This is a genomic window from Polaromonas sp. CG_23.6 (genome assembly GCF_029892315.1).
GTDB lineage: Bacteria > Pseudomonadota > Gammaproteobacteria > Burkholderiales > Burkholderiaceae_C > Polaromonas.
In genome coordinates, this window is sequence record NZ_JARXUY010000001.1 from 2,758,925 (window position 1) to 2,778,395 (window position 19,471).

Here is a 19,471-nt window from a genome sequence, read left to right on the forward strand (position 1 = left end):
TGTCAAGGTTGCGCAATGGCCGTATTGTGGACAATCCTTTCATGAATCACCGCCTGCAATGGGACATTTTTTGCAAAGTCATCGACAACTACGGGGACATTGGCGTGTGCTGGCGCCTGGCCGCCGACCTGGCGACGCGCGGTCATCGCGTGCGCCTGTGGGTGGATGACGCTTGCGCGCTGCAGTGGATGGCGCCTGGGGGTTGCGACAATGTCCGGGTCATCGCCTGGACACCGCCGCTCGCCCTGCAGGCAGCCGACTTTGCCTTGCAACCGTGCGATGTACTGGTCGAAGCCTTCGGCTGTGATGCAGCGCCTGAATTCATAGCTGCTTGTGCAGACCAGCAAAGCGCAAACGGCCTGAAACCCGTATGGATCAACCTCGAATACCTGTCTGCCGAGGCGTATGTCGAGCGTTGCCATGCCCTGCCCTCACGGGTCCAGCGGGGCCCGGCGGCGGGCTGGGAAAAATGGTTTTTCTACCCCGGCTTCACGGCAGCCACCGGCGGCTTGTTGCGCGAACCCGGGCTGGCCGACCGGCAGTCTCGCTTTGACGCTCCAGCCTGGCTGGCCGCGCAGGGCATCACATTCAGCAGGGAAAAGCGGGTGTCACTGTTTTGCTACGAACCCGGCGCGCTGCCAGGCCTGCTGAAACAACTGGCGCAGCATGGACTTGACGGCGAGGCGGTGCGCCTGTTTGTGGCAGCGGGCCGGGCCAGCCATGCCGTTAAAGCCGTTTTTAATGATGAAAAATGCCTTTTGCGCAATACCAGCGGGCGAAGTCAGCTATCAATATCATATTTACCGCTGTTGACCCAGAATGGGTTTGACCAGCTGCTCTGGGCCTGCGATCTGAATTTCGTGCGCGGCGAGGACTCGCTGGTGCGTGCGCTATGGGCCGGCAAACCATTGGTCTGGCAAATCTACCCGCAGGATGATGCGGCGCACCTGGACAAGCTGGCCGCCTTTCTCGACATGCTCGAAGCCCCGGCTTCGCTGCGCCACTTTCACCAGGCGTGGAACCGCGCGGGCACAGGCCATGAAGCACCTTTGGTACTGCAGCGCGACCTGCAAGACTGGCAAACCTGCTTGGGCAATGCCCGAGAGCGCTTGATGCGCCAGAACGACCTGTGCACCAGCCTGCTTAGCTTTGTGGCAAAAAACCGCTAAAATCGTGGGCTTTGCGATCCAGCCTGTTGAGGCAAGACGCATGAATGGCCTGGAAACCGGCCCTGTCACTGGCGCCATCACTGGCCCCGTGACCGGTCCTGGTCTGGCCCTATAACCCGCCGCAGAACCTGCACCACAACTGCAAAGGGTCAGCGGTTCACCACACTGAAATTGCTATGAAAATCGCTCAAGAAATCCGCGTCGGTAACGTCATCATGCACGGCAAGGACCCGATGGTCGTGCTGAAAACCGAATACAGCCGGGGCGGGCGCAACTCTGCCACCGTGCGCATGAAGCTCAAAAGCCTGATTGCCACGTTCAACACCGAGCAGGTCTTCAAGGCCGACGACAAGCTTGACCAGGTTTTCCTGGACAAGAAGGAATGCACCTACTCCTACTTTGCCGACCCGATGTACGTCTGCATGGACGCCGACTTCAACCAGTATGAAGTCGAAGCCGAAAACATGGGCGACTCGCTGAACTACCTCCAGGACGGCATGGAACTTGAAGTCGTCTTCTATGACGGCAAGGCCATTTCGGTCGAGGTGCCGACCAGTGTGCAGCGCGAGATCACCTGGACCGAGCCCGCCGTCAAGGGCGACACGTCCGGCAAGGTGCTCAAGCCAGCCAAGCTGGCCACCGGTTTTGAAATCGGCGTGCCAATCTTCGTGGCGCAGGGCGACGTGGTCGAAATCGACACGCGTACTGGCGAATACCGCAAGCGTGTCTGATCCGGCACTGCCCTGCCCCGTCAAAAGGCTCCCGTTGGGAGCCTTTTTTATTTTCCCGCAGCAAGCCGGACACAAACCGTCTTTATGATGATTCCGTTACCGGTTGCTTGCCTTGCGCGAGAGCGAGTGGTCAAACACCGGTTTCATGCCTCACCCAAACATAAGCCCAAGCCCCAGCCCATGAAACAAACACAAGACTTATCCGAAGACCGGCTGGCCCATGCCTGGTCTGAGCTGCATGCCCTGTCCAGTGACAGCACGCCACTGCGGCCCGATGCCAACCGGCTGGCTTTTGCCGATCCGGAATTCCTGCTGCGGCGCGAAACCCGCGCCATCCGCATCCAGCTTGAAATGCTCAAGCCCGAAATTGACCAACAGGCCCAAGGCATTGAAAACACCATCGTGGTGTTTGGCAGCGCCCGCTTTCCGGCGCCCGAGCAGGCCCAGGCAGCGCTCGTCCTGGCCGAGCAAGGCGATGACGAAGCCGCACTGACGCTGGCCCAGCGTCATATGCGCAATGCCAGGTATTACGACCAGGCGCGCCTCTTCGCCCGCATCGTGGCGGGCTACAGCAACCCGCGTCCGTCGGCCGAGCAGTTGTTCATCTGCACCGGCGGCGGCCCGGGCATCATGGAAGCGGCCAACCGCGGCGCGCAGGAAATGGGCGCGCTGACCGTCGGCCTGAACATTGTGCTGCCGCACGAGCAAGGCTCGAACCCCTATGTATCACCGTCGCTGAACTTCAAGTTCCATTACTTTGCCTTGCGCAAAATGCATTTCATGATGCGTGCCAAGGCCTTGGTGGCCTTCCCGGGCGGCTTCGGAACGCTCGACGAGTTGTTCGAGGTCATCACGCTGGTGCAAACCAAGAAGGCCAAACCCGTGCCGATCATTCTTTTTGGTACTGAATACTGGAAACGGCTGTTCAACTTCGACGTGATGATCGAGGAAGGCACGATTTCACCGCAAGACCTGGACCTGATCCAGTATGTCGATGAGCCCCAAGCCGCCTGGGACGCGATCAAGAGCTTTTACGAACTTTGAGTTTTCTGCCCCGCTGAAAGATGCGGCGACATGCCGGTCATTGATCAGCGCGGCGTGTCGCCATGCGGCGCAGCGGCAATGCCGTCCCGGAGCCGCCAGGCCAGGCGAGAGCCCATGCCCACCAGGGCGCCGGTTGCCCAGAACACGCCGGCAATGCCGACCAAGGCACCGGCCGATCCGAACAGCATCGGCATCACCACGCTGGAAGCATTGATGGCCATCAGCCGCAGGCCCAAGGCCTCGCCGTGGCGTGCCTCGGGCGTGATCTGGTGCAGCATGCTCATGATCATCGGCTGCACCATGCCCAGCGAAAACCCCAGCAGCACTGAACAAATGCCCATGCCGAGCGCCGAGCGCGTCAGGGGATAGGCCGCAAACAGCAAGGCCGTTGCCAGCATCGAAGCGGCCAGCACCTTCCATTCCTTCAGGTGTGCGGCCAGCCACGGCATCAGCAGGCGAATGGCGGCGGCGGCCAGCGCAAAAGCGCCCAGGATCGTACCGATCACCGAGGCGCTGATGCCTCGCTCGAACCCCAGCACCGGCACGACAAAAGTGTGCACATCCCAGCACGACGACAACAACCAGTTCACGCCCATCAGGCGGCGAAACATAGGCTCGCGCAGCAAGTCCCAGGCCTTGGGCCGTGTGCCATCGTTGGCCGCCAGCAGCGCTGGCAGTTCGCGGGTTTGGCGCACCAAAAACCAGGTGACGAGGGGCAGCAGCGCCATCAGGAAAAATGCTGCCCGGTAGCCCGTCAGGCTGCCCGGTGACGAGCCAGCATGGTCAATCAGCAGGCCGGCGGAAAACGGGCCGACAAAATTGGAAATGGCCGGGCCGATCGCCAGCCAGCTGAACACCTTGCGCAACTGCAAGACGCCGCCGGCAGCCCGCCCGACATGGCGCTGCAAAGCAATGGTGGCCACGCCGGTGGCGCCGCCCGTCAGCAGCGCGGCCAGGCAAAGCACCGGAAACACCGGAAAAGCAACGGCAGTGCCCGCCCCGGCCACAGCGGCCAGTACGCCGTAGCTGACCGGACGCCGCAGGCCATGCCGGTCGGCAAAACGGCCCGCCGGCAGCGCCAGGAACACCTGCGTCAGGGCAAACAGCGCCAGCAGCACCCCCACGGCCGCCGGGCTGTAGCCTTCGCGCAGCGCCAGCAGGGGCGCTGACAAGCGGGTGCCGGCCATGCAGGCGTGCAGGCAGATCTGCGCCAGAATCAGCCGGGCCAACTCGGGCGTCATGCGGCGGCTGTGCTCATTCCGGCTCCAGGTCTTTGTCCAGGGGAATCATCCGGACCGCTTCCGAGTCAGGCAGCGCTTCGACGTTGCGCAAGGCCTTGCCCATGACCCGGCTGCGCTGCTCGGCGCTGCTGAGTGTGTTGAGCACGGTTTCGGTTTGCGACTTGGCCTTGGCCAGCACGTCGCCGAACTTGCCGAACTCGGTCTTGACCGCGCCCAGCACCTGCCAGACTTCGCTGGAGCGCTTTTCCAGCGCCAGCGTGCGAAAGCCCATCTGCAGGGAGTTGAGCATGGCCAGCAGCGTGGTCGGGCCGGCCAGCGTGATGCGGTGCTCGCGCTGCAGGCATTCAATCAGGCCCGGGCGGCGCAGCACCTCGGCATACAGGCCCTCGGTTGGCAAAAACAGGATGGCAAAGTCGGTGGTGTACGGCGGCTCGATGTATTTTTCGGAGATCGACTTGGCTTCCAGCCGGATGCGCATTTCCAGCGCCTTGCCGGCCACCTCAGCGCCCGGACCGTCGGCGCGCTGCTGCGCATCGAGCAGGCGTTCGTAGTCTTCGTTCGGAAACTTGGCATCGATGGGCAGCCACAGTGGCTCGCCTGAATCGGACCGGCCCGGCAGCTTGATGGCGAAATCGACCGGGTTCTTGCCGCCGCGCCGGGTCACAACCTGGGCGGCATACTGCTCCACGGTGAACACCTGCTCCAGCAGTGCGGCCAGCTGGGCTTCGCCAAAAATGCCGCGCGTTTTCACATTCGTCAGCAAATGCTTGAGGTCGCCCACGCCCTGCGCCAGCGTCTGCATTTCGCCCAGGCCCTTGTGCACCTGCTCGAGCCGGTCAGCCACCTGCTTGAAGCTCTGGCCCAGCCGGGCTTCCAGCGTGTTCTGCAGTTTTTCATCGACGGTGCGGCGCATTTCGTCGAGCTTGGCGGAATTGGTCTGCTGCAGCTGCGCCAGCTGGTGCGCCAGCGTTTCACGCACCTCGCCCATGCGCCGGGCATTCGATTCGCTGACCGACTGCAGCTGGGTCGTCAGCGTGTCGGAAACGCTTTGCTGCAGCACGCTGAGCTGGCGGGAAAAGGCATCGATTTGGGAGTTTTGTGTGCGCGTGGCTTCGGCGCTTTGCTGCACCAGCGTTTGCTGGAAAGTGGCCAGCGTCGAAGCCAGTTCCTGGCGGCTGCTGCGCGCACTGTCGCTGATCTCGCGCCGCAGTTCGCGCTCCAGCCGGTCGCTGATCTCGGCAAACCCGTTGAGCAGTTCGGCATGCCCTTCCCCAGGTGCGGCAACCGCTACGGGCGCGGGATTGCGCACCAGCAGCCAGACCAGCAGCAGCAAATTGACCAGCAGCAACGCCGCTGCCAGCCAGAATTCAAGTGGATAAGTCACTCTTTATTTAATAGCTAACACCGCAGCATTCAAGGGCGTAAGAGGCTTATTTCCTGTAAAAAAAGCGATCAGGTTGTCAGCCGCCAGGCTGGCCATGGCCAGCCGCGTTGGCATCGTGGCGCTGGCGATGTGCGGCGTCAGCACCACGTTGGGCACGCTCAAGAGGTCCGGATGCACCGACGGTTCGCCCTCGAACACATCGAGGCCCGCCGCCGCAATCGTACGGTTGCGCAGCGCCGCCGCCAACGCCGCGTCATCGACAATGCCGCCGCGCGCAATGTTGACGAGGGTGGCGGTCGGCTTCATCAGCGCCAGTTCGCTAGCGCCGATGGCGTGGTGCGATGCCGGCGAATACGGCAGCACCAGCACCAGGTGGTCGGCGGTCTTGAGGAGTTCTTCCTTGTCGACATAGCGGGCCTGGCATTCGGCTTCCAGGGCGGCGTCGAGCCTTGAGCGGTTGTGGTAAATGACCTTCATGCCAAAGCCGAGCGCGCCGCGCTTGGCGATGCCCTGCCCGATGCGGCCCATGCCCAGAATGCCCAGTGTGGCGCCGTGGATATCGGCGCCGGCGAACATGTCGTAGCGCCATTTCGTCCATTTTCCGGCGCGCAGGAAATGCTCGCTTTCGGTGATGCGCCGGGCCGTGGCCATCAGCAAGGCAAAGCCGAAGTCGGCGGTGGTTTCGGTCAGCACGTCGGGCGCATTCGTGGCCAGCACGCCGGCAGCGGTCATCGCGTCCAGGTCAAAATTGTTGTAACCGACCGCCATGTTGGCGCACATTTTCAGTTCTGGGCAAGCGGCCAGCACATCGCTGTCGATGCGGTCGCCGCCCGTGGTGAAGGCACCGGCCTTGCCTTGCAGGTGCGCAATCAGTTCGGCCTTGGACCAGGTGTGGTCGTCCTGGTTGGACTCGACATCGAAATGCTGCTCAAGCCGGGCAATGACTTCAGGAAAAACGGCGCGGGCGATCAGGATCTTGGGTTTGCTCATGGGGAAGGGTTGCTTTCTTTACTTGAACCAGAGGAAGGTCATGAGGATGAACAGGGGAATCAGGACACCGCCTGACCACAGCATGTAGCCAAAGAAGCTCGGCATTTTCACATTACGGTCTTCGGCAATGGCCTTGACCATCAAATTGGGCGCGTTGCCAATGTAGGTGTTGGCCCCCATGAACACCGCGCCGGCCGAAATGGCGGCCAGCGTCGGGGCAAAAGTGGTCATCAGCGCCTGCGGGTCGCCGCTGGCGGTGTTGAAAAACACCAGGTAGGTCGGCGCGTTGTCCAAAAAGGAACTGAGCGCGCCGGTGGCCCAAAAGTACATCGCCGGGTCGGGCGAGCCGTCTGGCCGGGTCACGCTGGCCACCACCGCGCCGAAGGGGCCATTGGCGCCCGCCTTAAGCATGGCGATCACCGGGATGATGGTCAGGAAGATGCCGGCGAACAGCTTGGCGACTTCCACCATCGGTCCCCAGGCAAACTGGTTGTCTGCATGCACTTTTTTGGAGGTGATGCCCAGCGAAATAAAGGTGATGGCGACCAGGCCCGCGTCCCGCACCAGCCCGGGCAGACCGACTCGGGTGCCGGCAATATCGAACGCCACGGGCGACTTCCAAATGCCGCTGAGCAGCACCAAGCCGGCAATGGCGCCCAGCAGCCAGAAGTTGGCGCCGCCGTCAAATCCGACGCGCCCGGTGTCGGGGGTCGGGTCGAGAGGCAGCGTTTTTGTCGGGTGACGGTAAAACCACGAATCCAGCGCAAAGAAGATGACCAGCAGCGAACCGACAAGAAACAGCGTTGCGGGAAAAATATGCCGGACGGTCCAGAAAAAATCCACGCCTTTGAGGAATCCCAGGAACAGCGGCGGGTCGCCCAGCGGCGTCAGCGAGCCGCCCGCGTTGGAGACGATGAAGATAAAGAACACCACCACATGCGCCTTGTGCGAGCGGTTGTCGTTGGCCCGGATCAATGGCCGGATCAGCAGCATCGACGCGCCGGTGGTGCCCATGAAGCTGGCCAGAACCGCGCCAATGCCCAGTAGGGCGGTGTTCAACCCCGGGCTGCCGTGCAGGTTGCCCCGGATGTGGATGCCGCCGGCGACGGTAAACAGAGCCGTCAGCAACAAAATGAAGGGAATGTATTCCTCCAGCAGCGCATGCAAGAAGCTGAACGCCGCCAGCCCCGGGCCGTACAGGGCGGCAAAGGGCAACAAGAAAGCCAGCGACCAGCCGGCCGACACCTTGCCGAAATGGTGGTGCCAGAAGCATGGCGCCAGCAGCGGCAGCAGCGCAATCGACAGCAGCAGGCCGGCAAACGGCACGGCATACAGCACCGGCAGCACACTGCCATCAAGCGCTGCAGCGAACGACAGGCCGGGCAACAGGCAAAGCAGCGCGAAGGCGGCCATGCAGCGAAAAAATGTCATGCAAAAGTCCGATGAAAAACGCAAAGATCCGTGGCAGCCAATCGCAGGCCGCAACGGTCAGGACAGCGAAGTCACATCAAACACCTGGCGCAGGTAGGCCAGGTATTTTTCGTCGTCACACATGTTCTTGGACGGTGTGTCGGACAGCTTGGCCACTGGCTGGCCATTGCAGCGCACCATCTTGATGACGATCTGCAGCGGCTCGTAGCCCAGGTCGTTGGTCAGGTTGGTGCCGATGCCGAAAGCCAGCTGGCAGCGGCCCCTGAATTGCCGGTACAGCTCGATGGTCCGGGGTACCGTGAGGCCGTCGCTGAAAATCAGGGTTTTGGTCTTGGGATCGACCCGGTTTTCCACATAGTGGCCAATCATGCGTTCGCCCCACTGGAACGGGTCGCCGCTGTCATGGCGGGCGCCATCGAACAGCTTGCAAAAGTACAGGTCAAAGTCGCGCAAAAAGGCGCTCATGCCGTACACGTCAGACAGCGCAATGCCCAGGTCACCCCGGTACTCCTTGGCCCACACTTCAAAGCCGAACACCTGGCTGTCGCGCAGGCGTGGCCCCAGCGCCTGGCAGGCCTGCAGGTATTCGTGCGCCATGGTTCCCAGCGGAATCAAGCCGAGCTTCATGGCATACAGCACGTTGCTGGTGCCGGCCAGTTGCCCTTCGGCGCCGCTGCCCAGGCCGGTCACCAGGGTGCGCAGCACTTCTTCATGCCAGGCCTTGCTGAAACGCCGGCGGGTGCCGTAGTCGGCAATCTTGAGTTCAGTCAGGTTGCTGGCCTGCAACTGTCCGATCTTGGTTTCCAGCCGCTTGCGGCCTTCGTCAAGATCAGGCTGCTTTTGGGTGTTGCGGAAATACACCTCGTTGATGATGGCCAGCACCGGAATCTCGAACAGGATGGTGTGCAGCCACGGGCCCTTGATCAACACTTCTATCTCGCCCGAAGGCAGGGCTTTGACGCTGACATACTTTTCGTTGAGCTGGAAGATGCCCAGAAAATCGACAAAGTCGCTCTTGATGAAGCGCATGGCCTTCAAGTAGCCCAACTCGGCATCCTGGAACTGCAGGCTGCACAGTCCGCGAATTTCCTCGCGTATCTCGTGCACGTAGAACGACAGGTCGCCAATGCCGGGCGCGCCGGCGTTACGGCACTTGAACTTGTATTCCACCTCGGCAGCGGGGAACTGGTGCAGCACCACCTGCATCATGGTGAACTTGTACAGGTCGGTGTCGAGCAGGCTGGTGATGATCATGGTGAACCCTGGAGCCCTGTGGAGCTAAATGCGATGCACCAGGCCCGTCGCCGGACCTGGCGCTTCTTGACGATGGTTGCCAGGGGCAATCAGGTGCCGAGGAAGTCCACTTCGAACAGCAAGGTGGCATTTGGCGGAATTGCGCCGCCTGCGCCGCGAGCGCCATAGCCGAGTTCTGAAGGAATGACCAGACGGCGGGTTCCACCGACCGACATGCCCTGCACGCCCTCGTCCCAGCCGCGAATCACCTCGCCAGCGCCCAGCGAAAACTGGAAGGGCTGGCCACGGTCCTTGCTGGAATCGAATTTCTTGCCCTGCACGCCGTCGTTGTACAGCCAGCCGGTGTAATGCACCTTGACGCGCTGGCCGGCCTTGGCGATGGCGCCGGTGCCCAGCACGGTGTCTTCATACTGCAGTCCCGAGTCGGTGGTGGTCGTCGTCATGGCAATGTCCTTTGTAGCGATAAATTGAAAAATGAATGAGCACCCGAAATGGCGCCTGTTTCACGAGTCTCTGACTTTACCCGCAACCAGCCACAGCAAGCGGTCGGCGCGCGAGGCCAGCAAACGATTTTGCTCGACCACCAGCAACGCCAGGCCTTCGGACCTGAGGGCCAGCAGGGCATCGCGGATCGACGCCACCAGCACCGGCGCAATGCCTTCGCACGGTTCGTCGAGCAGCAGGACTTTCGGGCCGGTCATCAGGGTGCGGGCAATGGCCAGCATCTGCTGCTGGCCACCGCTCATCTGCGCTGCGGGCCGGTTCAGCAGGGTTTTAAGGACCGGAAACAAATCGAGCACCCGGGCTTCATGCGCCTTGGCATCGCGTCCGGCGGCGACATGCAGGTTTTCGCGCACCGTCAGTTCGGAGAACAGCCGTCGGTCCTCGGCCACATAACCCAGGCCTGCCTGCGCGCGACGGTGGGTTTCCCAGCGTTCGACATTCGCCAGGCCAGACGGCATCTGGTAACGGATCGTGCCTTCGCTGCGCACCTCCAGTCCCATCACTGCTTTTAACAATGTTGACTTGCCAGCGCCGTTCAGCCCCTGCAGCACGACCATCTCGCCCGCGGCCACGCGAAGCGACACCTCGAACAGCGCTTGCGCCGATCCATGGAAAGCGCTGAGCGTGTCGATCTCAAGCATGGGCTGCTCCAATGGAATTTGCGCGATCCGCGCCATAACCGGCATCTTCCAGGCCATCGCCCAGATAGAGCCGGCGCACCTCGGCATCGCGGGAAATCTCTTCAAACGAACCCTGCGCGGCCAGTCGGCCTTCGATCAGCACCAGCACCCGGTCGGCGACACCGGCCACCGCGTCCATGTTGTGCTCGGTATACAGCACGGCCATGCCTTGAGCGGCCAGATTTTTCACCAGCTGCATCAGGCTGGCGCGTTCGGCCTCTGCCAGGCCCGCAGCCGGTTCGTCGAGCAGCAGCAGCCGGGGCGAGGCGGCAAGGGCAATGGCCAGTTCAAGCCGCTTTTTGGCACCGTAGGCCAGGCTCGCCACATCCTCGCCAGCGGCATCGCGCAGACCGGTCTGGTCCAGCAGCGCCTTGGCCGCCTCGACCGACTGCCGGTCGAGAAGCTTGAAGGTTGAAATGGCTTTTTCCCCAATGCTGGCCTGTATCGCCAGCTGCACATTTTGTAGCACGGTCAACGCCTCAAAAACCTGCGCCACCTGAAAGGTGCGCGCCACGCCATGCCGCAGCCGCGCGGCCGGCGACAGTTTTTCCAGCGCCTGGCCATTCCACAGGATGCGGCCACCCGTGAGCGGGTACTGGCCGGCAATGCACGCAAAGCAGGTTGATTTTCCAGCGCCATTGGGGCCGATCAGCGCGACACATTCACCCGCCGCCACGTCGAAGCTCACACCATCGACCGCATGGATGCCGCCAAAATGCTTCACCAGCCCTTGCACCTGCAGCATCAGCGTGTCCCCTCGATGGCGCGCCAGCCGTTTGCGCGGTGCAGCAAGCCAAGCAGCCCGGACGGCGAAGCCACCATGATCAGCATGATGAACACGCCCAGCAGGCCGCGCCAGTACGTGACTTCACGGCCCAGTTCGGCGCCCAGATAGGTCAGCACCACGCTGCCTACCACTGCCCCCCAGAGCTGGTGCACGCCGCCGAGCAACACCACCAGCAACGCATCGACCGAGGTAGAAACCGCCGCCAGCGACGGAAACACCGCCCCCTTGTGCGCCGCAAACAAACCGCCCGCCAGGCCTGCCAGCACCGCACTTTCGACAAACACCCGGTACTTGAGCCAGCCCACCGACAGTCCGGACGCGGCGGCGCGCAGTGGCGCATCGCGCATCGCCTGCAGCGCCGCGCCCATCACCGAGCGACCCAGGAAACGCAGCGCAAACACAGCCATCAGCGCCAGCGCCACCAGCAGCGCATAAAACACCGGCCGGCCGTCATCGCCTACCAGCTGCAGGCCAATCAATCCGTTGTCGCCGCCCGTCAGGCTGACCCATTGCGTCGCGCCGGCCCAGACCACCTGCGCCAGGGCGAGCGACAGCATCGCCAGATAAACGCCGCTGCTGCGAACCACCGCCGCACCAAACACCGCCGCCACGGCCAGTGCAGCGCCGCAGCCCACGGCCAGCGCAACCGGAAGCGATGCGCCCCACAGGCTGTGCGACAGCGCCGCGCCATAGGCGCCGAGCGCAAAAAATGCCGCATGGCCAAAGCTGACCAGCCCGCCCAGCGCCATCATGGCCTGCAGGCTGATGCCGAAAATCATCAGGATCAAGCCGTCGGCAGCCAGTGTCTGCCAGTAAGGCCCTCCGGACCAGGCCAGCGCAGCGAGCAACACAAAAGCCAGCACCACACCCGATGTCCAGCCACGTCCCAGCCGAAGGCCGCGAAACTTTTGCGCCGCCTCGCGACTGCCGCCATGTTCCAGCGACATGGCCGGCTTGCCCATGAGCCCCTGCGGCCTGAACACCAGCACCACTGCCATCGTCAAAAACACCACCACCAGCGTCGCCTGCGGAAACCAGGCGGTGCCAAAGGCATGTACCAGGCCAATCAGCAGCGCGGCGACAAAGGCACCGCCAATGCTGCCCAGCCCGCCGGTGACAACGACCACGAAGGTCTCGACAATGACGTTCATGTCCATCTGCAGGTGCGCCGGCTCGCGCGGCAGCTGCAGCGCGCCGCCCAACCCGGCCAATGCGCAGCCCAGCACCACCGCGCCCAGCATCAGCGGCTTGGGGTTGACGCCCAGCGCCGCCAGCATGGTGCGGTCCTGCGTGGCGGCGCGCAGGCGCTGGCCAAACAGCGAACGGCGCAGCAACATATGCAGACCCCACCAGACCAGCGGCCCCAGCGCAATCATCGCCAACTGGTAGACCGGGAAAAATTCGTCGCCAATCTGCACCGAGCCCTTGAGCCCGGGAAAGCGCGGCGCAAACACCTCGTCCGGCCCGAACCCCCACTGCATCGCGTCATGCATGGCCAGGCTCAGCCCAAAGGTCGCGACCAGCTGGTACAGCTCGGGCGCGCCCGACATTCGCCGCAACAAGAAGAATTCGGCAATGGCGCCCGCCAGTCCTGCGCAAGCAGCTCCCAAAAGAATAGCAAGCAGGTAGAGCGGCAGACTTTCGCCCCACGCCGGAAACCAGTTGGTCACCCAATGCGCGGTGAACAGCGCCCCCAGCATGAAAAAGCTGCCATGCGCAAAATTGACAATCCGCGTGACGCCAAAAATCAGCGTCAGCCCCGCCGCCATGAGGAACAGCGTGGTTGCGTAAGACAGCCCGCCAAGCAGCTGGACGACGGAAAACGTCATCGGTCAGCCGGCCTGGCACCCCGCTCCGAGGCCGAGCGCAGCAAGCCACACAAAATGGGGGAACAGGGTGAAACCCCCTCGCCATCAGCAGGGGCCGCGGAACCGGCTTTGCCGGGCCGCAGGCGCAGCGCCCCCCCGGGGGGCAGCGAGCCACACGCAGTAGGGAGCGTGGGGGCCATCACTCCAGCCAAGTTGTGAATTCAGCAGCGCTCACGCGCGGCGTGCGAAAGGTGTTGACCAGCGCCGATTCGTCGGCATAGCCCAGGGACATGCCGCACACCAGCATTTCAGCGTCGCCTGCGCCGATGTGCGGCAGGATGATCTTGGCAAAGCCGTTCCAGGCCGCCTGCGGGCAGGTGTGCAGGCCATGGCCGCGCGCGGCGACCATGAAGTTTTGCATGAACATGCCGTAGTCCAGCAGCGAGCCCCGGCCCATCACCCGGTCCAGGGTGAACATCAGCCCGACCGGCGCATCGAAAAAACGGTAGTTGCGCTGGTGCTGCGCATGCATCTTGTCCTTGTCCCCCTTGGTGATGCCGAGCAGGCCGTACAGCCCCCAGCCATTCTCGCGCCGGCGGTCGATGTAGGGCGATACCCATTTTTCAGGGTAATAGTCGTATTCCTCCCTGTACTCGGCCGCGAGCGACGGGTTTTCTCGCAGCGCGTCATGCGCGCGGCAGACTTTTTCAGCCAGGCTGTCCTTGCTTGCGCCCTGGAGCACATAGGCTTTCCAAGGCTGGGTGTTGGTGCCCGACGGCGCGCGGCTGGCCAGTTCGAGCAAATGCACGATGAGTGCGCGCGGCACGGGCGCCGGCAAAAATTCGCGCATCGACTGGCGGCTTTCGATGGCGTGGTCCACCGCATTGACCGGCGGCTGGAAGGCGCTGCTTGGCGCATCGTCGGATGCGAAATCGCCTGCAACGACAGGGTGGACGGAAGAATCGTTTGGGTTCATTTCAACAGCTCCAGGACAGACAATAATTCAGGCGGCAATTGGCTTGCTGGCCGGCGCGTGGTCCGGTCAACATACACATGGATGAAATGGCCCCGGGCCGCACATGGCAGGCGCTCATCGGCCGGAAACAGCGCCACCTCGTAGCGCACGCTGGAGCCGCCGGCATGCGCCACGCGGATGCCGGCCACCACCGGCTCGGGAAACGCCAGCGGTGAAAAGTAATTGCATTGCGTCTCGACCACCAGGCCAATCACGCTGCCGGCATGGATGTCCAGGGCGCCGCGCTCAATCAGCAGGCCATTGACGGCGGTGTCGAACCAGCTGTAATAAACGACGTTGTTGACATGACCGTACAGGTCGTTGTCGGACCAGCGTGTCCCGATGGCCCGAAAGGCCCGGTAGTCGCTGCGGTATTCAGGCTGGGGTCGGGGGGTGGGGCTCATGGGAACGCTATTTTGCCAGCGCATCAGCCGGCCGATTGCCACCGGCGCCAATATTCAAGCGCTACGCGGTAAGTGTTGACCTGCACCTGCACGGTTTCGTCAATGTTGTTGCCGTAGCCGCCAGCCATGGAAAACGCCAGCGGAATGCGCCGTTGCCAAGCCCAGTCAAACACCCGCCGGTCGCGCGCCTCCAGGCCGTCGAAGCTCAGGCTCAGCCGCCCCAGACGGTCGCCTTCGTACGGATCGGCGCCCGCCAAAAACAGGACAAGGCCAGGCTCAAAGCGCCGGTCCAGCTCGTCCAGCGCGTGTTCCAGCGCCTGAAGGTAAGGCGCGTCCAGACAACCATCCGGGAGTTCGACATCCAGGTCGCTCGCCTCCTTGCGAAACGGAAAATTCTTTTCTCCGTGCAGCGACAGCGTGAACACACTGGCGTCACTGGTAAAAATGCTGGCTGTGCCATTGCCTTGGTGAACGTCCAGGTCAATCACGGCCACTTGCAGCGGCTGGCGCGCCTGGCGGTGCCGCCGCGCCCACTCCGCCTGCATCAGCCGAGCGGCCACCGCCGCGTCGTTGAACACGCAAAATCCGCCGCCCTTGCCTGCATAGGCATGGTGGGTTCCGCCTGCAAGATTGGCAGCAAGGCCCTCGGGCCGGACGCCCGGCACCAAGCCCAACGCGATCCGTGCCGCCATCACAGTGGCGCCGACCGAACGCCTGGCGCGCTCGGCCATCGCCGGGCTCCAGGGAAAGCCTATCTCTCGCTGCGCCAACACCGGCAGCGTGCCGTGGGCGATGGCCTCTATATAGGCGGGCGCGTGCACCAATGCCAGTTCGCCATCGCTGGCGGCTGGGGCTTGGCCCAGCCGCACCCCGGGCAACTCACCCGCCAGACGCTCGCGCAGCAGCTGGTATTTGGGCATGGGAAAGCGGTGTCCGGCGGGCAGCGGCAAGACAAAGTGGTCGGCGTAGAAAGCTTGCACGAGGCGTGATCCTGAAATATCTGATTCAAATCAGAGTAACCCATCTAAATTGTTGCATTGCAGCAAAATAAATTTGCAAAAGCGCTGGTTTCTCCTATAATTAATTCCATGTTGCAGTGCAGCAATTCAGCGCAAAGCAACTATCAACCTTAACAACACATTTGGAGATTACCTATGCTGACCGCTGAACAACTCATGGCTTCCCACAAAGCAAACATCGAAACCCTTTTTGGTTTGACCCAAAAAGCCTTTGAAGGCGTCGAAAAACTGGTTGAACTGAACGTTCAAGCCACCAAGGCTGCCTTGGCCGAAACCGCCAACAACGCACAAGCCGTCATGGGCGTCAAGGACGCACAGGAACTGCTCGCGCTGCAAGCCAGCATGGTCCAGCCCCTGGCTGAAAAGACCGCTGCCTACAGCCGCCACCTGTACGAAATCGCCCAGTCTGCTGGCGCCGAACTCGGCAAGACCTTTGAAGGCCAAACCGCCGAAGCCCAGAAAAAATTTGCCGACCTGGTCGAAAACGCCACCCAAAATGCACCTGCCGGTTCTGAAACCGCAGTGTCCATGATGAAAAATGCCATGACCGCTGCCAACTCGGCTTTCGAGTCGGTGCAAAAAGCCGTCAAACAAGCCGGTGACATGGCAGAAACCAACTTCAACACGGTGTCCGAGTCTGCCTTGAGCGCCACCAAGAACGCCTCTAAAAAGCGTTAATTTTAATTTTCTGTGTTCAAGGTGCCCGGCGCACTTTGAAGCACACGGAGCCTGCTTAGTGAGACAGGTCCGAACCGACCGGTCCCAACCAGTTGTCTCCTCGGTTCCTTGCAGAAACGTCTGGTTTCGCGGTTCCGTTCAAGCCCAGTCTCGCGACTGGGCTTTTTTTTGATCAAATCAGCTCAATTCGCAGGCGCAGCAAGGATAAGCAGCTATTAAAAGATGGGTAAACCTGTATGCAACCTCAGGGCCTGGTGGCAATACCCTCAGCCAGCCGGGTCCTTAGTGCCGGAAGCGCTGCCAGCATGGCCGCCCTGCCCGACTCGATCGCCAGCTTGCGGGCCGAAAAATCGGCACTCCTAAGCCCTGCCTGCGAAGGCCGCACCACCACATCGGCGTCCTTCAACTCGTAGTGGTTGATGCTTTTGCCCATGATGGCAAAGGTCTGCAGCAGGATCTGCAAAGTGCCTTCAGCCGGGTTGCTTTCGGGCGGATTTGAAATATCGACCGCAATCACGATGTCGGCGCCCATCTGCCGGGCAAAACGCACCGGCACAGGCGACACCAGGCCACCATCGACATATTCGTGCCCGCTGATCCTGACCGGCACGAACACCGCCGGCACCGCGCTTGACGCCCGCACCGCCGTGCCGGTGTCGCCGCTGCGAAACAGCACCGCCTGGCCGCTGTTGAGGTCGGTGGCCACGATGCCCAGCGGAATCGCCATGTTCTCGATCAGGCGCCCGCCGACCAGCTGGTTGACATAGCGGCCCAGCGCATCGCCCCGAAACATGCCCTTGCCGATGATGGGCAGCATCCAGTCGGTGATGGCGACTTCTTCCATGCTCAAAGCAGTTTGCTGCAACTGCGCGCTGGTCTTGCCAGTGGCATAAATTGCCGCAACCAGGCTGCCGGCCGAAGTTCCGACCACCATTTGCGGCCGCAGCCCGGCTTCTTCGAGCACCGCGATCACGCCGACATGGGCAAAGCCGCGCGCCGCGCCGCCGCCCAGCGCCAGGCCGATCTTCAGCGGCTTTTTGACGCCGGGCAAAGTGACTGCGTCTGGTGGCTTGACAGGCACCACTGGCGCGGTGGTACAGCCAGCGACCAGCAGGGCGGGAAGCAGCAGTTTGCCCAGCCACGCCGCAGAAAACCTGTATTTCAGTGGTCCACTCGAAACAAAGCCCGGATTTGATCTGCCAGCCGAAAAGATATTGCGACTTATTCGCATTTGCATTAAACTCATTAACTTTAAAGCCTTCAGGAATTTTTCAACATGATCAAAAGTGCGCCAATTTTTACCTGTCTTGCCCTTGCGGCCGCTGCCCTGATGGGCGCTGCAGGCAGCGCAAGCGCCCAGGAACAGGTGGTCAACCTGTATTCTGCCCGCCACTACCAGACCGACGAGGCGCTTTACAGCAATTTCACAAAGGCAACCGGCATCAAGGTGAATCGGGTCGATGCCGACGATGCCGGCATCCTGGCGCGCCTGAAGGCTGAAGGCACGGCGTCACCAGCCGACGTGATCCTGCTGGTCGATGCCGCCCGCCTGTGGAAAGGCGATGAAGAGGGGTTGTTCAAGCCAATCAAGTCTCCCACGCTTGAAGCGAATATTCCGGTCAATCTGCGCGCCAAGGCAAGCACTGAAGGCACGACCTGGTTCGGTTTTTCCACACGCGCCCGTATCGTGGTGTATGACAAGCTGAAGGTCAAGAAAGCCGATGTCGACACCTACGAAGAACTGGCCGACCCGAAGAACAAAGGCCTGCTGTGCACCCGTTCCGGTGCGCATCCGTACAACCTGTCATTGTTTTCAGCCGTCACCGAGCATCTGGGCGAAGCCAAAACCGAGCAGTGGCTCAAGGGTCTGGTCGCCAACATGGCACGCGACCCCAAGGGCGGCGACACCGACCAGATCAAGGCTGTGGCCAGCGGTGAATGCGGCGTGGCACTGACCAACTCGTATTACCTGGCGCGCATCATGCGCTCCAGCGCACCCGAGGACAAACTGGTGGCCGAGCGTATTGGCGTGGTGTTTCCCAACCAGGAAACCTGGGGCACACATGTGAATATTGCCGGGGCAGCCGTGGCGAAAAATGCCAAGCATGAGGCGAATGCCATCAAGTTCATGGAATACCTGGCCACCCCTGAGGCGCAAAACTACTTTGCCAACGGCAACAACGAGTGGCCCGCCGTACCCAGTGTGAAGGTGAGCAACCCGGCGCTGCAAGCCATGACCGGCGGCAGTTTCAAGTCAGAAACCATTCCCGTCAGCGCCATCGGCTACAACCAGGTAAAGGTGCAGCAGATGCTGGACCGCGTGGGTTACAAATAATCGAACCAATGGTTCATGCCTGAGCAAAAGCCCGGCCGTTGAAAGACCGCCGGGCTTTTTCATGCGCGATAATTGGCGGCTGGATTGACGTTAACGTCAACGTAAGCTTCAAACCGCTTGACCGACTTTCGTATCCCCTTTTTTCAACCTTTCAATTTCAAGGAACATCCCATGGACATCGCAGGCAAGGTATTTATCGTCACTGGTGGCGCATCCGGACTGGGCGAAGGCACGGCACGCATGCTGGTCGCCAACGGCGGCAAGGTCGTGATTGCCGACATGCAGGCTGAAAAAGGCGAAGCCATTGCCAAAGAGCTGGGCGAAGGCGTTGCTGCATTCGTCAAGTGCGACGTGAGCCAGGAAGCCGACGGCCAGGCCGTGGTGGCCAAGGCCGTGTCCATGGGAAAGCTGATGGGCCTGGTCAACTGCGCCGGCATTGCACCGGCAGAAAAGACCGTCGGCAAGAACGGCGCGCACAGCCTGGCCGTGTTCAGCAAGACCATCACGGTCAACCTGATCGGCAGCTTCAACATGATTCGCCTGGCGTCCGAAGCCATGTCCAAGAACGAACCCGATGCCACCGGCGAGCGCGGCGTGCTGATTTCCACCGCGTCAGTGGCGGCGTATGACGGCCAGATGGGCCAGGCCGCCTACAGCGCTTCCAAAGGCGGCGTGGTCGGCATGACGCTGCCCATTGCCCGTGACCTGGCGCGTAACGGCATTCGCAACATGACGATTGCCCCCGGCATTTTCGGTACGCCGATGATGTTCGGCATGCCGCAGGAAGTACAGGATTCGCTGGCTGCCTCTGTGCCCTTCCCTTCACGCCTTGGAACACCGCAGGACTACGCCAAGTTGGCCAAGCACATCATTGAAAATGACATGCTCAACGGCGAAGTGATCCGCCTTGATGGCGCGATCCGTCTGGCACCGCGCTAAAAAGCCATTGGCATGCGCGGCCAGCTCCAGTTTCGCATGCTCTGTTTTTGATAGCTGA

Annotated in this window: 19 protein-coding genes; 6 read left to right on the plus strand and 13 right to left on the minus strand. The window is 61.9% G+C overall.

The window, feature by feature from the left end:
* Positions 1 to 41: 41 nt before the first annotated feature.
* From earP to H4V98_RS13055, 3 genes are all read left to right on the plus strand, one after another.
* On the plus strand, positions 42 to 1,169 hold the full coding sequence (gene earP / locus H4V98_RS13045; protein WP_196863746.1) for an elongation factor P maturation arginine rhamnosyltransferase EarP: 1,128 nt from the start codon (positions 42 to 44) through the stop codon (positions 1,167 to 1,169).
* Between the two features lie 176 nt (positions 1,170 to 1,345).
* Positions 1,346 to 1,900: an elongation factor P gene (gene efp / locus H4V98_RS13050; protein WP_196863747.1), complete on the plus strand. Its 555-nt coding sequence runs from the start codon at positions 1,346 to 1,348 to the stop codon at positions 1,898 to 1,900.
* A gap of 180 nt (positions 1,901 to 2,080) precedes the next feature.
* Positions 2,081 to 2,944, plus strand: coding sequence for a TIGR00730 family Rossman fold protein (locus H4V98_RS13055; RefSeq protein ID WP_196863748.1), 864 nt, complete (start codon positions 2,081 to 2,083; stop codon positions 2,942 to 2,944).
* 44 nt (positions 2,945 to 2,988) lie between these two features.
* On the opposite strand, the gene H4V98_RS13060 is transcribed toward H4V98_RS13055, so the two are convergent.
* The 12 genes from H4V98_RS13060 to H4V98_RS13115 form a co-directional block, all read right to left on the minus strand.
* Positions 2,989 to 4,185 carry an MFS transporter gene (locus tag H4V98_RS13060; RefSeq protein WP_196863749.1) on the minus strand — a complete coding sequence of 399 codons (1,197 nt, stop codon included), beginning with the start codon at positions 4,183 to 4,185 and terminating at the stop codon, positions 2,989 to 2,991.
* A 13-nt stretch (positions 4,186 to 4,198) separates the two neighbouring features.
* Positions 4,199 to 5,569, minus strand: a complete 1,371-nt coding sequence (gene rmuC, locus H4V98_RS13065; RefSeq protein ID WP_196863750.1) for a DNA recombination protein RmuC — start codon at positions 5,567 to 5,569, stop codon at positions 4,199 to 4,201.
* Between the two features lie 3 nt (positions 5,570 to 5,572).
* Positions 5,573 to 6,559 (minus strand): D-glycerate dehydrogenase, encoded by a 987-nt coding sequence (locus tag H4V98_RS13070; protein ID WP_196863751.1) that lies wholly within the window; start codon positions 6,557 to 6,559, stop codon positions 5,573 to 5,575.
* 18 nt (positions 6,560 to 6,577) lie between these two features.
* Positions 6,578 to 7,990 (minus strand): sodium:proton antiporter, encoded by a 1,413-nt coding sequence (locus tag H4V98_RS13075; protein WP_196863752.1) that lies wholly within the window; start codon positions 7,988 to 7,990, stop codon positions 6,578 to 6,580.
* A 57-nt stretch (positions 7,991 to 8,047) separates the two neighbouring features.
* Positions 8,048 to 9,244 carry a nicotinate phosphoribosyltransferase gene (gene pncB, locus H4V98_RS13080; RefSeq protein ID WP_196863753.1) on the minus strand — a complete coding sequence of 399 codons (1,197 nt, stop codon included), beginning with the start codon at positions 9,242 to 9,244 and terminating at the stop codon, positions 8,048 to 8,050.
* 89 nt (positions 9,245 to 9,333) lie between these two features.
* Positions 9,334 to 9,687, minus strand: a complete 354-nt coding sequence (locus H4V98_RS13085) for an FKBP-type peptidyl-prolyl cis-trans isomerase (protein ID WP_196863754.1) — start codon at positions 9,685 to 9,687, stop codon at positions 9,334 to 9,336.
* Positions 9,688 to 9,747: 60 nt separating this feature from the next.
* Positions 9,748 to 10,389, minus strand: coding sequence for an ABC transporter ATP-binding protein (locus H4V98_RS13090; RefSeq protein ID WP_196863755.1), 642 nt, complete (start codon positions 10,387 to 10,389; stop codon positions 9,748 to 9,750).
* A complete protein-coding gene (locus H4V98_RS13095; RefSeq protein WP_196863756.1) occupies positions 10,382 to 11,173 on the minus strand; it encodes an ABC transporter ATP-binding protein in 792 nt (263 codons plus the stop codon). Before H4V98_RS13095 ends, H4V98_RS13090 begins: the two co-directional genes overlap by 8 nt.
* A complete protein-coding gene (locus tag H4V98_RS13100; protein WP_196863757.1) occupies positions 11,173 to 13,044 on the minus strand; it encodes an ABC transporter permease in 1,872 nt (623 codons plus the stop codon). Before H4V98_RS13100 ends, H4V98_RS13095 begins: the two co-directional genes overlap by 1 nt.
* Positions 13,045 to 13,222: 178 nt before the next feature.
* The gene (locus H4V98_RS13105) at positions 13,223 to 13,999 is read right to left on the minus strand and encodes a nitroreductase (protein ID WP_196863758.1); all 777 of its coding nucleotides are present in this window, start codon (positions 13,997 to 13,999) and stop codon (positions 13,223 to 13,225) included.
* Positions 13,996 to 14,442 carry a thioesterase family protein gene (locus tag H4V98_RS13110; protein WP_196863759.1) on the minus strand — a complete coding sequence of 149 codons (447 nt, stop codon included), beginning with the start codon at positions 14,440 to 14,442 and terminating at the stop codon, positions 13,996 to 13,998. The genes H4V98_RS13105 and H4V98_RS13110 overlap by 4 nt, the downstream gene beginning before the upstream one ends.
* 23 nt (positions 14,443 to 14,465) lie before the next feature.
* Positions 14,466 to 15,422, minus strand: coding sequence for a histone deacetylase (locus H4V98_RS13115; RefSeq protein WP_196863760.1), 957 nt, complete (start codon positions 15,420 to 15,422; stop codon positions 14,466 to 14,468).
* Positions 15,423 to 15,596: 174 nt separating this feature from the next.
* On the opposite strand from H4V98_RS13115, the gene H4V98_RS13120 reads away from it, so the two are divergent.
* Complete coding sequence (locus tag H4V98_RS13120; protein WP_196863761.1) at positions 15,597 to 16,139, plus strand: phasin family protein; 543 nt, start codon at positions 15,597 to 15,599, stop codon at positions 16,137 to 16,139.
* 244 nt (positions 16,140 to 16,383) lie between these two features.
* Here the strand turns inward: H4V98_RS13120 and H4V98_RS13125 are convergent, their stop codons facing one another.
* Positions 16,384 to 17,385, minus strand: a complete 1,002-nt coding sequence (locus H4V98_RS13125) for a patatin-like phospholipase family protein (protein WP_196863762.1) — start codon at positions 17,383 to 17,385, stop codon at positions 16,384 to 16,386.
* Between the two features lie 30 nt (positions 17,386 to 17,415).
* Between H4V98_RS13125 and H4V98_RS13130 the strand changes: the two genes are divergently transcribed.
* Positions 17,416 to 18,474: an extracellular solute-binding protein gene (locus H4V98_RS13130; RefSeq protein ID WP_196863763.1), complete on the plus strand. Its 1,059-nt coding sequence runs from the start codon at positions 17,416 to 17,418 to the stop codon at positions 18,472 to 18,474.
* Between the two features lie 171 nt (positions 18,475 to 18,645).
* Positions 18,646 to 19,413, plus strand: a complete 768-nt coding sequence (locus tag H4V98_RS13135) for a 3-hydroxyacyl-CoA dehydrogenase (RefSeq protein WP_196863764.1) — start codon at positions 18,646 to 18,648, stop codon at positions 19,411 to 19,413.
* The last annotated feature ends 58 nt before the right edge of the window (positions 19,414 to 19,471 follow it).